11 protein-coding genes and 1 other annotated feature are annotated in these 13,389 nt (G+C 37.3%); of the genes, 5 read left to right on the top strand and 6 right to left on the bottom strand.

Annotation, left to right across the window (positions count from 1 at the left end):
- The first annotated feature begins 2 nt into the window (after positions 1-2).
- From AC1Q8M_RS15420 to AC1Q8M_RS15435, 4 genes are all read left to right on the top strand, one after another.
- On the top strand, positions 3-1,226 hold the full coding sequence (locus AC1Q8M_RS15420) for a cation:proton antiporter (protein WP_000380176.1): 1,224 nt from the start codon (positions 3-5) through the stop codon (positions 1,224-1,226).
- 339 nt (positions 1,227-1,565) lie between these two features.
- Positions 1,566-2,759 (top strand): MDR family MFS transporter, encoded by a 1,194-nt coding sequence (locus tag AC1Q8M_RS15425; RefSeq protein WP_001137537.1) that lies wholly within the window; start codon positions 1,566-1,568, stop codon positions 2,757-2,759.
- 188 nt (positions 2,760-2,947) lie between these two features.
- Positions 2,948-3,167 (top strand) — a binding site (T-box leader).
- Positions 3,168-3,232: 65 nt separating this feature from the next.
- Complete coding sequence (gene leuS, locus AC1Q8M_RS15430) at positions 3,233-5,641, top strand: leucine--tRNA ligase (RefSeq protein ID WP_000009442.1); 2,409 nt, start codon at positions 3,233-3,235, stop codon at positions 5,639-5,641.
- A gap of 234 nt (positions 5,642-5,875) precedes the next feature.
- The gene (locus AC1Q8M_RS15435) at positions 5,876-6,826 is read left to right on the top strand and encodes a hypothetical protein (RefSeq protein ID WP_098312885.1); all 951 of its coding nucleotides are present in this window, start codon (positions 5,876-5,878) and stop codon (positions 6,824-6,826) included.
- A gap of 44 nt (positions 6,827-6,870) precedes the next feature.
- Here AC1Q8M_RS15435 and AC1Q8M_RS15440 read toward each other — a convergent pair whose 3' ends face one another.
- From AC1Q8M_RS15440 to AC1Q8M_RS15460, 5 genes are all read right to left on the bottom strand, one after another.
- Complete coding sequence (locus tag AC1Q8M_RS15440; protein ID WP_000180554.1) at positions 6,871-7,293, bottom strand: pyrophosphohydrolase domain-containing protein; 423 nt, start codon at positions 7,291-7,293, stop codon at positions 6,871-6,873.
- A 97-nt stretch (positions 7,294-7,390) separates the two neighbouring features.
- Complete coding sequence (locus AC1Q8M_RS15445; protein WP_000038781.1) at positions 7,391-7,576, bottom strand: hypothetical protein; 186 nt, start codon at positions 7,574-7,576, stop codon at positions 7,391-7,393.
- Positions 7,577-7,668: 92 nt separating this feature from the next.
- The gene (gene gerHC / locus AC1Q8M_RS15450) at positions 7,669-8,754 is read right to left on the bottom strand and encodes a spore germination protein GerHC (protein ID WP_000411387.1); all 1,086 of its coding nucleotides are present in this window, start codon (positions 8,752-8,754) and stop codon (positions 7,669-7,671) included.
- On the bottom strand, positions 8,724-9,824 hold the full coding sequence (locus AC1Q8M_RS15455) for a spore germination protein (RefSeq protein ID WP_000049081.1): 1,101 nt from the start codon (positions 9,822-9,824) through the stop codon (positions 8,724-8,726). The genes gerHC and AC1Q8M_RS15455 overlap by 31 nt, the downstream gene beginning before the upstream one ends.
- Before the next feature lie 17 nt (positions 9,825-9,841).
- Positions 9,842-11,872, bottom strand: coding sequence for a spore germination protein (locus AC1Q8M_RS15460; RefSeq protein ID WP_000638086.1), 2,031 nt, complete (start codon positions 11,870-11,872; stop codon positions 9,842-9,844).
- Positions 11,873-12,024: 152 nt separating this feature from the next.
- On the opposite strand from AC1Q8M_RS15460, the gene AC1Q8M_RS15465 reads away from it, so the two are divergent.
- Positions 12,025-13,149, top strand: a complete 1,125-nt coding sequence (locus tag AC1Q8M_RS15465) for a homoserine O-acetyltransferase family protein (protein WP_098855693.1) — start codon at positions 12,025-12,027, stop codon at positions 13,147-13,149.
- Positions 13,150-13,198: 49 nt separating this feature from the next.
- Here the strand turns inward: AC1Q8M_RS15465 and AC1Q8M_RS15470 are convergent, their stop codons facing one another.
- Entirely contained in the window at positions 13,199-13,381 is a 183-nt protein-coding gene (locus tag AC1Q8M_RS15470) for a hypothetical protein (protein ID WP_000171889.1), read from the bottom strand.
- Between the last annotated feature and the right edge of the window lie 8 nt (positions 13,382-13,389).

Consider the following 13,389-nt stretch of genomic DNA (forward strand, 5'->3'; position numbering starts at 1 on the left):
CGATGGATACTTTAATCTTTGAAGTTGGAACTGCGTTAGTATTAGTCGCTTTTGCAGCTATTCTCGCTGCAAAGTTAAAGTTCTCGATTATTCCGTTTCTCATTATACTCGGTATGCTAGTGGGACCACATGCCCCAGATTTAGGGCTTATCGATTTAAGATTTATTGAAAGTGGAGAAGTTATTTCCTTCCTCGGCCGTGTTGGCGTTATATTCCTCTTATTCTATTTAGGCTTAGAATTCTCAATTAAAAAATTAATTAAATCAGGAAAATCAATTGCTTTTGGGGGAACTGTTCATATATCGCTTAATTTTATATTAGGTTTACTTTACGGATATATAATGGGTTTCCCCTTATTAGAAACATTAATTATTGCTGGGATCATAACAATTTCATCGAGTGCAATTGTTGCGAAAGTAATTGTTGATTTAAGAAGATCTGGTAATAAAGAGACGGAGCTAATTTTAGGAATCATTATGTTTGATGATATCTTTTTAGCGGTATATTTATCAGTCGTTTCAGGATTAGTACTCGGAGGGGCAACGTCATTTGTAGGTGCTCTTACATCTATTTTAATCGCAGTAGGGTATATGCTACTATTCTTTGTAGTTGCTAGAAAAGCTACACGATTCTTAAATAAAATGTTAGATATTTCGTCCAATGAAATTTTTATTATCGTAATATTCGCTATTTTATTCTTTGTAGCAGGATTTTCAGAAACGATTCATGTTGCAGAGGCAATTGGAGCATTATTACTAGGACTCGTTTTTTCTGAAACAGAGCATAGTGATCGAATTGAACAGCTTGTCGTTCCGTTTCGTGATTTCTTTGGAGCTATATTCTTTTTCAGCTTCGGTTTAAGTATAGACCCATTTTCACTTGGCGGAGCAGTGTGGTTGGCATTAGGAGCAGTTTTCATTACTCTTATCGGTAATTTTACTGCTGGAATGGTTGCGGGGCGTAAAGCTGGGTTATCGCATAAGGCTTCTACGAATATCGGTTTAACACTTGTATCACGCGGAGAATTTTCCATTATCGTCGCGAATATTGGAATTGCGGGCGGCTTAATGGCAACGATTAAACCATTCTCAGCTTTGTATGTTTTAATATTAGCATCGTTAGGACCTTTGTTAACGAAAGAATCTGGGAGAATATATTCCTTACTAGATAAAATATTTAAATGGAGCGCTAAAGAAAGTGCGAAGCGAGAAAAAGAAGTTGGATAGTACAAATAAGGGTAGACTGCATGAAAATTTCATGCAGTCTACCCTTTTATATATTGTTACTGTCGTCGTTTTTTGTCGGTAAGTCGATATATTTTAATAATCGCTGATATATTTGTAGTTGCGCCGATATATTTTGATAATCGCTGATATATTTGTAGTTGCGCCGATATATTCTAATAATCGCTGATATAATCCAAGAAGTAATCAATATAATTTCATTTACCGCAAAACCATTATCTGAATTTCATCAACTATTAATCAGTTGCCTTCCTATTTAAAAACGACTACAATTTTACTGTTATATATATGAACGAAAAAAATAGAATAGGAGGGGAAACTATGCCAAGGAAAGTATGGCTATTAGTAGCTGGGATGATTATTAATGTCACGGGTGCTTCTTTTTTATGGCCTTTTAATACAATTTATTTGCATGATCACCTAGGCAAATCTTTATCTGTGGCCGGAATGGTATTAATGATCAACTCGCTTACTGGTGTAATCGGAAACTTGCTCGGCGGTGTTTTATTTGATAAATGGGGCGGTTATAAATCAATTTTAGTAGGGATTGTCATTACACTTGTATCGATTTTAGGTCTTGTGTTCTTCCACGGTTGGCCGTTATATGTTGTGTGGCTAGCGTTAATCGGCTTCGGTTCTGGGATGGTCTTCCCATCGATGTACGCGATGGTTGGTACGGTTTGGCCAGAGGGCGGAAGACGAGCGTTTAATGCGATGTACGTTGGACAAAACGTTGGTATTGCGATTGGAACAGCGTGCGGTGGTTTAGTTGCTTCATATCGTTTTGATTATATTTTCTTAGCGAACTTTATTTTATACTTTGTTTTCTTCTTAATTGCTTTTATTGGATTCCGTGGTATGGAAGACAAGAAAGAGCCAGGAGTGCAAAAAGAAGTCGAGACGAAAAAAGGTTGGTCACTTACACCTGGATTCAAAGCACTTCTTATCGTATGTGTAGCATATGCTTTATGCTGGGTTACATACGTACAGTGGCAAGGAGCGATTGCAACACATATGCAAGAATTGAATATTAGCCTTCGCCACTATAGTTTATTATGGACGATAAACGGAGCGATGATCGTTTGTGCGCAGCCGTTAGTTAGTATGTTAATTCGCTGGATGAAGCGTTCTTTAAAGCAACAAATTATGATTGGAATTTTCATTTTTGCGGCGTCATTCATTGTGCTAAGTCAAGCGCAGCAATTTACGATGTTCCTCATTGCGATGGTAACATTAACAATTGGTGAGTTATTTGTATGGCCTGCGGTTCCAACGATTGCAAATATACTTGCACCAAAAGATAAATTAGGGTTTTATCAAGGGGTCGTAAATAGTGCGGCGACTGTAGGGAAAATGTTCGGGCCGGTCGTTGGCGGAGCAATTGTGGATTTATACAATATGGAAGTATTGTTTATAGCAATCATGGTAATGCTTGTAGTAGCGCTTATAGCAACGAGTATTTATGATAAACGAGTAAAAGTAGAAGAAGCAGTTGAAGAAAAAATTGCAGTTTAGTTTGACGGAACATGTTCACATGTTTTAGAATATATTTAAATAAAACAACCTTTAGAACAAGGGAGATAGCTCGGCTGTCTTAAGATGAATTCGTTAGTTATTAAGAGTAACGATTAACCGAGAAGTCCTCGCTTTAAGTAAGCTCTTAAGAGATACTAGATGAAGGATAGTTCACTTAACTTATATGTGTAATAACAGTGAGAAGGAGTAGTAGTAATAGAAGCTGGTTTAGAGAGTTGACGGTCGGTGCAAGTCAATCCACGTTTCGTTATGAACTCGCCTTTGAGTTGCAGTTGTGAAACTAATAGTAGCAATTGCCGTTAATCCACGTTACGGATCTAAGCGAATGTATATTTTTACATTAATTTAGGGTGGTACCGCGGGAATCTATAACCTCTCGTCCCTTTCTAGGGATGAGAGGTTTTTTGTATTTTGGGCGGTGAAAATAAATAGAATTTCAAGGAGGGTATCTCATGAGCTTTAATCATCAAGATATTGAGAAGAAGTGGCAAGGGTACTGGGAAGAGAATAAAACATTCCGTACGCCAGATGAGACAGAAAAACCAAAATTTTATGCACTAGATATGTTCCCATATCCATCAGGTGCAGGCCTACACGTAGGACATCCAGAAGGTTATACAGCGACAGATATTTTATCTCGTATGAAGCGTATGCAAGGGTATAACGTTCTTCATCCAATGGGATGGGATGCATTTGGTCTTCCAGCAGAGCAATATGCACTTGATACTGGAAACAGCCCAGCTGAATTTACAGAGCATAATATTAATACGTTCCGTAACCAAATTAAATCATTAGGTTTCTCTTATGATTGGGACCGTGAAGTAAATACAACAGATCCAAACTACTATAAGTGGACACAATGGATCTTCTTAAAACTATTTGAAAAAGGCTTAGCTTACGTTGATGAAGTACCTGTAAACTGGTGTCCAGCACTTGGTACAGTACTTGCAAACGAAGAAATCATTGACGGTAAGAGTGAGCGTGGTGGACATCCAGTTGAGCGTCGTCCGATGAGACAGTGGATGTTAAAAATTACAGCTTACGGAGATCGTCTATTAGAAGATCTAGATGAGCTTGATTGGCCTGAAAGTTTAAAAGATATGCAACGTAACTGGATCGGTCGTTCTGAAGGTGCAGAAGTACACTTCAACATCGACGGTACAGATGAGAAGTTCACAGTTTTCACAACGCGTCCTGATACACTATTTGGTGCAACATATTGTGTACTTGCTCCGGAACATGCACTTGTTGCAGAAATTACAACAGCAGAACAAAAAGAAGCGGTAGAAGCTTACATTAACGCTGTAAAAATGAAGAGTGACCTAGAGCGTACAGAACTTGCGAAAGAAAAAACTGGTGTATTCACTGGTGCTTACGCAGTTAACCCAGTAAACGGTGAGAAATTACCAATCTGGATTGCTGACTATGTTCTTGCAACTTACGGAACAGGTGCTGTAATGGCAGTTCCAGCTCACGATGAGCGTGATTATGAATTCGCATCAGTATTTAATCTTCCAATGAAGGAAGTTGTAAAAGGCGGAGATATTACGAAAGAAGTGTACACAGGTGATGGTGCACACGTAAACTCAGCATTCCTTGATGGATTAAATAAAGAAGAAGCAATCGCAAAAATGATTGAATGGCTTGAAGTAACGAGCGCAGGAAATCAAAAAGTAACGTACCGTCTACGTGACTGGTTATTCAGCCGTCAACGTTACTGGGGTGAGCCAATTCCAGTAATTCACTGGGAAGATGGTACAATGACAGCTGTGAAAGAAGAGGAATTACCATTAGTTCTTCCGAAAACAGAAAACATCCGTCCTTCAGGTACAGGTGAATCACCACTTGCTAACATTGACGAGTGGGTAAATGTTGTTGATCCTGAGACTGGTAAAAAAGGTCGTCGTGAAACAAATACAATGCCGCAATGGGCTGGTAGCTGTTGGTATTACCTACGTTACATCGATCCAAACAATAGCGAAGCACTTGTAGATCCTGAAAAAGTAAAACAATGGCTTCCAGTTGATATTTATATCGGTGGTGCAGAGCACGCTGTACTTCACTTACTATATGCTCGTTTCTGGCATAAAGTATTATACGATATCGGTGTAGTTCCAACGAAAGAACCGTTCCAACAATTATTCAACCAAGGTATGATTCTAGGTGAAAACAACGAGAAAATGAGTAAATCAAAAGGTAACGTTGTAAACCCTGATGATATCGTAGCAAGCCACGGTGCAGATACACTTCGTCTATACGAAATGTTCATGGGACCATTAGATGCTTCAATCGCTTGGTCTGAAAATGGTCTTGACGGAGCTCGTCGTTTCCTAGACCGCGTATGGCGTCTATTCGTTCAAGATAACGGTGAATTAAGTGAGAAAATTACTGACGCACCAAATAAAGAGCTTGAAAAAGCTTACCATCAAACAGTGAAGAAAGTAACAGAAGACTATGCAGAGCTTCGCTTCAACACAGCGATTTCTCAAATGATGGTATTCATCAACGATGCATACAAAGCTGAAACACTTCCAAGAGAATATGTAGAAGGTTTCGTAAAAATGATTGCACCAGTTGCACCTCATATCGGGGAAGAGCTATGGAGCAAACTTGGATACAATGAAACAATCACATATGCAAGCTGGCCAACATTTGATGAGTCTAAACTTGTAGAAGATGAAGTTGAAATCGTTGTTCAAGTTATGGGTAAAGTTCGCGCAAAACTAACAATGAGTAAAGACGCATCAAAAGAAGAAATGGAACAACTTGCACTTGAAGCAATTCAAGACCAAATTGAAGGGAAAACAGTTCGTAAAGTAATTGTTGTTCCTGGAAAACTTGTTAACGTTGTTGCAAACTAATTTATTCTAAATGAAAGCTCAGAGTATTTATACTCTGAGCTTTTTTGTGTAAAAAATAATCTTTGGATCACTTTTATATAAGTTTTTAATTTATAAAGAAGTTTACTTTAAAGGCGTTTTGCATCTTTTCCTTTAATTTGTTTGTTGAGGAATTCTTATAAAGACAAACACCTATTCTTCACTAGGAAATATGATAAAAAAGGTAGGTAAAATTGAGCAGAAGAGGTGAAAGGAATGAAAGGGATGGACAATAATGCACCACATGGTTTCTTCGGGGGTGGATCGGATAGTTATGAACAAATGATGTTAATGGGAGGAGGACAACAAGGATACGGTGGAATTCCGAGCTGGATGGGTGGAGCAGCAGGAGGATTTCCAACATCGGTAGCTGGCATGCAAACTGGAATGCCTACATTAATGGGAGGATTTTCGACATCAGGGGCTGGAATGCCTACAGTAACAGGAGGATTTCCAACATCAGTAGCTGGCGTACAGACAGGAATTCCAGTAGGGGGACCAACTACATTTCCTTCTTTCGTTGGAGGAGTGCAGACAGGATTCCCTGTACCGGGAGTAGGTGTAGTGGCAGGAGGAGTAGGTGGTTATCCACAGGGTGTTCACGATCATCATGTACATCACCATCACCAAGGCCACCACGGTCATCATGTACATCACCACCACCAAGGCCACCAAGGCCATCATGGTCATCATCACCATCAAGGCCAACATGGCCACCACGGTCATCATCACCATCAAGGTCACCAAGGCCATCATGGTCATCATCACCATCAAGGTCACCAAGGCCATCATGGTCATCACCAACAACAAGTACATCATCAAGGTCACCACCACATTCATCCGCAAGCTGTTCTTTATCAAACTCACCAAGGCCAACATGGTCACCATGGACATCACCACCAAGGCCAACATCATGGACACCAAGGTCACCACCATCACCAAGGTCATCAAGGTCATCAAGGCCAACACGGTCATCATGGGCACCAAGGCCAACATCATGGACACCAAGGTCAACAGCACCAACATCATCAACAATATCAGCAATATCAACAACAGCAACAATCTTCTCCTTGGACAGGTGGAATTGGAGCAGGAGGAGCAGGGGCAGCAGCAGGAGCAGCTAGTATTAGTGGAGCAGCAGGACACGCAGGGCACGTGGGTCATTAATGATTGGCAGAAAAAAAGCCATAATAAAAAACTGCTAGGAAATCCTAGCAGTTTTTTTCAGCTTCTTGACGCTGACGTTCAATTTCAGCACGAAGTTGTGGTTCCGGTGCTTGCCAGCCTTCTGGCTTTAGAATCTTACCGTCGCCTTCACGGAATCGAGGCTTCCCATCAGGGAATAGTTTTGCCATGTTGGCGTTGTTTACAATTTCGAATCCTTTATCTGGACGTACGCCCATTTCTGCAAACGTTCCGAATGCAAAGTAAATAAGGTCAATCAGTGCATCGTATTGATCTTCAACAGTCGTTGCCTCTAGAAATTCTTCTAGTTCTTCCTGCATAAAACTTGCACGGATTTTTGCACGCTCTTCTGTTAATTTTGTTGGAGTATTTGTCACAGGATGTCCGAATACTTCATGCATTTTCGCAACAAGTTCGTATCCTTTATCTAAACCTTTTTCGTTTGTCATGTTGTTTCATCCTTTCTTACGTTATGCCGAAGTTTATTGTAACATAAGGTGATTATGAAATGAAAAGAACATCTTATCGAAATAAGATGTTCGCTCGTTATTCTTCTTTTTTTATTAAAAGCGATGAAATAAGATCGATGCCAAAAATACCGACGAGTAACATTGGTATAACGACAAGCAAGTAACGTGTGAAGGAAACATTTTTTAAGTATGTATGAGCAAATAAAAAGACGCCGAGAAATAAAATACCATTTAAAATAGGCTTTACTAATTTTTTAGACATAAGCTCCCCCATAAATATCTTCTCTCTCTATTTGATAATAAAAAACTCCTCTCTCCGTTGTATCATGCTGGAGAGAGGAGTTCAATCATTTCTCATTCAATGACACCAGAATTTGTAATATTTACGGTGTATTTTATATGAACCGGAACATCTTTATACATTTGTCTCCATTCTTCTAATTTGAATGGGCGATAATGTTGTTTATACTTTGCACCTAGTCCGAGAGGATCGACGCCTAAAGATTTAAATTGCTTAATTAACTTAGCAGCTTGTTTATCTAATTGTTTTTGGACATCTTTTTCAATGTTTTTTGTGTTCTTGTTATTTTCTAAGTTAATTTGTTTTGATAGTTCTTGAATACGTGCGTCAAGACGAACGTGAATGAAAAAAGAAGGCTTTCCGTTTTTAATTTTTATATCGTAAGTTGGAACAGAACGAATATTATTAATCATTACGTACGCAGAATCTGTTTTAAATTCATGTGAATCTAATTTATGTTTCTCTAATAGTCCTTTAAATATGAACATATCTTTTTCCGCAATTTTACCGATATATTTATCCTTTTTAAAAAGGCCAATTCCGGTAATTTTTATTTTATCACCATGCTTCTTTAGAATGGGAATATAGTAGTCTTTTCCTTCTTGATAATAGCGAAATGCTCCTATATGTAGATTATCCGCTGGTAAAGGTCCGGTCTCCATGTTATGTTCTAGCAATTTTTTTATATAAATTGCAACGTTGTATGAAGTCGAATATTTGCCTTTTAAAAGTTCAGTACCATTCCCATCTAATAAAGCAGCATATAAAGCGTTCCCTATATTCACATCTCGGAGTAATGTATCGAATGAAGTAGACATTCCTGTTTTGGCAAGTCTTATCGTATATAGAGCGACACGCATTTGTCCACTAGCAAAAGGTTGAGAAGACTCTAAAGATGTGTCTGCTTTTACTTGTTTTACCGCATTTGCACTGCCTTCAAAAACTTGAACTTTATTTCCTTTTTTTTGAATGGGACAAACGAATGTCACTTTTACTTTATTATCTTTTGCGACATCAAAAACGCTTCCTTGAATAAGTTGTACATCATCGATAATATTTTTTTGTAAACATCCAATTAGACTGAAGAATGTTATACAAGAAATAAGTATTAATTTGCTTGTGCTTTTGATTTTTTCCATTTTCTTTTCACCCACACAATAATAAATAGGATTGGGATGTATACATAAATGAGCCAAAAACTAACTTTTGATACATTACTAATAAAGTTATTAATATCGTGTCTGTTTGTTAAAAGTTGCGAAACAATGAGAGTGATAAAGATAAAAGCAATTAAAACACCCCTTTGTTTTACACGGAATATTTCATGAGTTCCTCTCATTGACGCCCATAAAGGGAGGATAAAACTTGAAATAATAACGAGTGCATAGCCTGAAATTGCAATATATTCGAGTCTTTCTATAAATGGTAATTGAATGACTTGGGTCATAGAAAGTTGTGCCCATATTGTTTTTAACAATTGCTTCTCACTAAAAAATGCAAAGGCTAAAAGGGTACTAAATAGATATAGAAGATTTGAAAATAGTGCTCCAAGCTGAGCGTATTTATGAGATTGCATAGGCTTTTTCACAAATGGATACACCATGAGGTAAATCTCAAAACCGGTCATACTGTAGATTGACAGTTGAGCGGATTTTAAAATGTCTGAAAAAGAATGTGTGAATATAGGTAGTAAATTATCCCAATGTGAATATTTCAAAACGAATAAGCTTAGAAATAAATATCCTAATGTACCACCAACAGAGATGACGCAAATACCGGTAATTACACGAAATCCAGAAGAGATAATGTAATAGCTAACTAAGCATAAAAAGAGTGTTAACATAAAGGTGGAAGCGGTAGGAAACATCCATACTTGAATAATTTCAACATATGTTCGGATGACTGAAATACTAACGATTAAAAAATAAGCCATAAAGATGATGCTAATGCCATTTCCTAGCCATTTTCCAAATGTTTGCCGATGTAAATCAACTAAATTCCCATTTGTTTCTTTTAATAAGACATACATCATCCATATAATAATATGGATGAAAATTCCCGTGATTATAACTCCCATCCAGCCGTCGTATCCAGCGGCTTTTGCGATAATTCGAGCGAATCCGAGAACTCCAGCACCGAACTGTGCACCGTGAATTAAGAAGAAAACAAAGACAGGAGATATTTGATATTTTTCTTGAACTTTACTCATCGAATGCACCTCATTTCTTAATCATCAAAGTCTGATCTATGTTTTGTTGAAATTCCTTTCGCTGCTTTTTTTACATGTTGTGGCCTTGCTTGTACATCTCTTGTATCAATCATTGTTAAAGGAAAACGAATCCAAGAATCTTTAACAGATTGTTGTCTTGTTGGATAAAACAAAGCGTATGGCTTGCGTAAAGAAGTAAGCCTGAATAGATGAGTAAATAAGAAGATAAATCCAAGAGAAATCCCGAACAATCCGCCTATTTCTGCAAACATAAGAAAAGGAAAGCGTAGTAATCGAACAGCGTTACCCATTTTATAAATAGGTGTAATAAAGGAAGCAAGTGCTGATAAGGCAACGATAATTAATAAAATATTGCTCGTTAAACCAGCTTGTACAGATGCTTGCCCGATTACGATACCGCCTACAATACCGAGCGTTTGACCAACTTTCATTGGTAACCTTGCGCCGGCTTCTCTTAATAAATCAATTGCAAGTTCTAAAAAGAGCGCTTCAATTAAAGGTGGGAATGGTACTTGTGCCCTTGATAAAATCAAAGTTTCAAGTAAATCACTTGGAATAAGTTCATAATGATAATTTAAAACTGCAACGTATAATGGTGTAGCGCAAATTGAAAATAGAACGGCAATTAATCTTAAAATCCTTGAAAATGTAGCGTACATCCAGGAGACGTTATAGTCTTCTGGTGAAATGAAAAAATCGAAATAGGATACAGGTGTTAGTAAAACACTTGGAGAACCATCAACGAAAATAGCGATTTTTCCATCAATTAGTGCTTTTGTAACTCTATCAGTGCGTTCTGTATTAATATAGAGAGGGAAGATCGATTTTTCACCCATCAATTCTTGTATATAAGCACTATCATTAATTTGATCATACTCAAGAGCGCGTAATGATTCTTCTAGAAAATCTACATTATCTTTTTCAGCGAGGTTGTCTAAATACATCATGACAACTTTTGTTTTGGAAAACTCGCCGATAATCATTTCTTTTGTTTGTAAATCCAAAACAGGAAGACGTTTTCGAACTAAATTAATGTTTGTATCAATATCCTCTACAAAACCTTCTTGCGGACCAATAACAGTTGATTCGTTTAAAGGAGGGGTTGGTGCACGATAATTATCAATTGCAATGTTTGCAAGCATACATTTTTGATCTTGCTGATTCAATTGAATAATCGCATGCCCCTTTAAAACCATATCCTCAATTTTTTGTAAGTCGTTCGTAATTGTAATGCCGCTCATCGGGATATGTTCCTTCAGCTCTTCTAGTGATGCGTTAGGTCGTTCTAAAAGAGTGGGCATTAAATACTTTTGTAATTTTTCTCCATCAAGTGAAGGTCGATAGTAAGAAATCCAATAAGGCATCGTTTCATCGTCGGATGTATGATAATTTACAAAATCACTAGACTTTTTCAGCTTCTCTATTAAATTTTGTAAAGAATGAATACGATCTTTTTCTGGTTTTGTAAAGTCATAAATACTATTACCTTTAGAGTTTTGCTGCTGTTGTCCTTGAGAAGATTTGTCTTGTTTAGCACTTTGTTGTTGATCCTGCTCGGAGTCGTTTTGCTTAGAATGTTGCTGTTGCCCTTGCTCCGAGTTGTCTTGCTTAGAGTGTTGTTGATTTTGCTCTGAGTTGTCTTGCTTAGAATGTTGCTGTTGTTCTTGAGAAGGTTCGTCTTGTTTAGCACTTTGTTGCTTACCTTGAGAGGAATCCTCTTGTTTAGCACTTTGTTGTTTATCTTGAGAGGAATCCTCTTGTTTAGCACTTTGTTGCTTACCTTGAGAGGAATCCTCTTGTTTAGCGCTTTGTTGTTTATCTTGAGACGAGTCCTCCTGTTTAGCACTTTGTTGCTTATCCTGAGAAGAATCTTTTTGCTCGTTATTTTTACCTTTATTATGTTTCATACTTCTAGTCTGTTCTTTGTTATCATCCTCTTGATTGTTAGAATGCTGCTCCCAGTTATCTGTTTCGTTTGCTTCTGGTGTATTTGATTTTTTTTTCTTACGTAACCAATTCCAAATCATATGTACGCCCTCTTTAATCTTGTAATATAGTGCTATTTTGTGGCTAATTTTGTATATTATTCATTTATTTATGAAAAGAAGAAGGAGATTAGTTTGCATAGAAAAAAATCTTTAGTAAGCAGTTCATACTATAACGGGGAGAGGGAGAGTCTGTGCAAATTGTAAAAAAGGAGAAGTTTGTTTTAAAAGAGTTTACGTTTGAAAATGGCAGGGAAATTCCTGTTCAAATGGGATACGAGACATATGGTACGTTGAATAGAGAAAGGTCAAATGTGATTTTGGTTTGTCATTATTTTAGTGCAACAAGTCATGCGGCAGGAAAATATACAGTGCATGATGAGGAGTCTGGTTGGTGGGATGGGCTCATTGGACCTGGGAAAGCAATTGATACAAATAAGTATTTTGTTATATGTACGGATAATCTTTGTAATGTGCAGGCGAGGAATCCATATGTGATTACAACAGGACCGAAATCGATTAATCCAGAAACTGGAAAAGAATATGCTGTGGATTTTCCGGTTTTTACATTTCTTGATGTAGCTCGTATGCAATATGAGTTAATAAAAGGTATGGGAATTTCAAGGTTACACGCTGTAATCGGACCGTCGGCGGGGGGAATGATTGCACAACAATGGGCGGTTCACTATCCACATATGGTAGAGCGGATGATTGGCGTTATTACGAACCCACAAAATCCAATTATTACGTCTGTAAACGTAGCACAAAATGCGATTGAGGCAATTCAACTGGATCCAAGTTGGAAAGATGGAAAATACGGAGAAGAGCAGCCGATAAAAGGGCTTCATTTAGCAAATAGAATGATGTTTATGAACGCGTTTGATGAGCATTTTTATGAAATGGCATTTCCTCGTAATAGTATAGAGATAGAACCTTATAAAAAGTTTTCTACATTAACATCATTTGAAAAAGAGATAAATAAAGCGACATATAGAAGTATAGAGTTAGTAGATGCAAATTCATGGATGTATACTGCGAAGGCAGTTTTATTGCATGATATTGCACATGGGTTTTCTTCACTAGAAGAATCTCTTTCTAACATAGAAGCGAATGTACTTATGATTCCGTGTAAACAAGATTTGCTTCAGCCGTCTCGTTATAATTATAAAATGGTAGATATTTTGCAAAAACAAGGAAAATATGCGGAAGTGTATGAGATAGAAAGTATAAATGGGCATATGGCAGGAGCATTTGATATTCATTTATTTGAAAAGAAAGTTTATGAATTTTTGAATCGGAAAGTATCTAGTTTTGTGTAGAAGACAAATGATGGGGAAAAGGTGCAATGTTTGTAATAGGCACCTTTTTTTACATAATTTGTAGACGGAAAATATATGTAGCGATTGCTATACCGAAAAACGCTATGCTAAGCAATAGAAATAAGAATGACATTTCTTGTGGGGAGTTTATTTTTCTATTATTTTTCATACTAAGAGCAATAATTGCAGCGAGTAAGAACACAATGCCCATAATGAAAAGAAAAAGCGTCATTTTAATCG

The organism is Bacillus sp. GW823-FHT06A10 (assembly GCF_058795375.1).

Bases quoted from the DNA above. Each gene is read 5' to 3' on its own strand.
- AC1Q8M_RS15425 (WP_001137537.1), top strand. From the start codon at position 1,566: ATGCCAAGGAAAGTATGGCTATTAGTAGCTGGGATGATTATTAATGTC.
- AC1Q8M_RS15470 (WP_000171889.1), bottom strand. From the start codon at position 13,381: ATGACGCTTTTTCTTTTCATTATGGGCATTGTGTTCTTACTCGCTGCA.
- AC1Q8M_RS15420 (WP_000380176.1), top strand. From the start codon at position 3: ATGGATACTTTAATCTTTGAAGTTGGAACTGCGTTAGTATTAGTCGCT.
- AC1Q8M_RS15445 (WP_000038781.1), bottom strand. From the start codon at position 7,576: ATGTCTAAAAAATTAGTAAAGCCTATTTTAAATGGTATTTTATTTCTC.
- AC1Q8M_RS15440 (WP_000180554.1), bottom strand. From the start codon at position 7,293: ATGACAAACGAAAAAGGTTTAGATAAAGGATACGAACTTGTTGCGAAA.
- leuS (WP_000009442.1), top strand. From the start codon at position 3,233: ATGAGCTTTAATCATCAAGATATTGAGAAGAAGTGGCAAGGGTACTGG.
- AC1Q8M_RS15460 (WP_000638086.1), bottom strand. From the start codon at position 11,872: ATGATTTGGAATTGGTTACGTAAGAAAAAAAAATCAAATACACCAGAA.
- AC1Q8M_RS15435 (WP_098312885.1), top strand. From the start codon at position 5,876: ATGAAAGGGATGGACAATAATGCACCACATGGTTTCTTCGGGGGTGGA.
- AC1Q8M_RS15455 (WP_000049081.1), bottom strand. From the start codon at position 9,824: ATGAGTAAAGTTCAAGAAAAATATCAAATATCTCCTGTCTTTGTTTTC.
- gerHC (WP_000411387.1), bottom strand. From the start codon at position 8,754: ATGGAAAAAATCAAAAGCACAAGCAAATTAATACTTATTTCTTGTATA.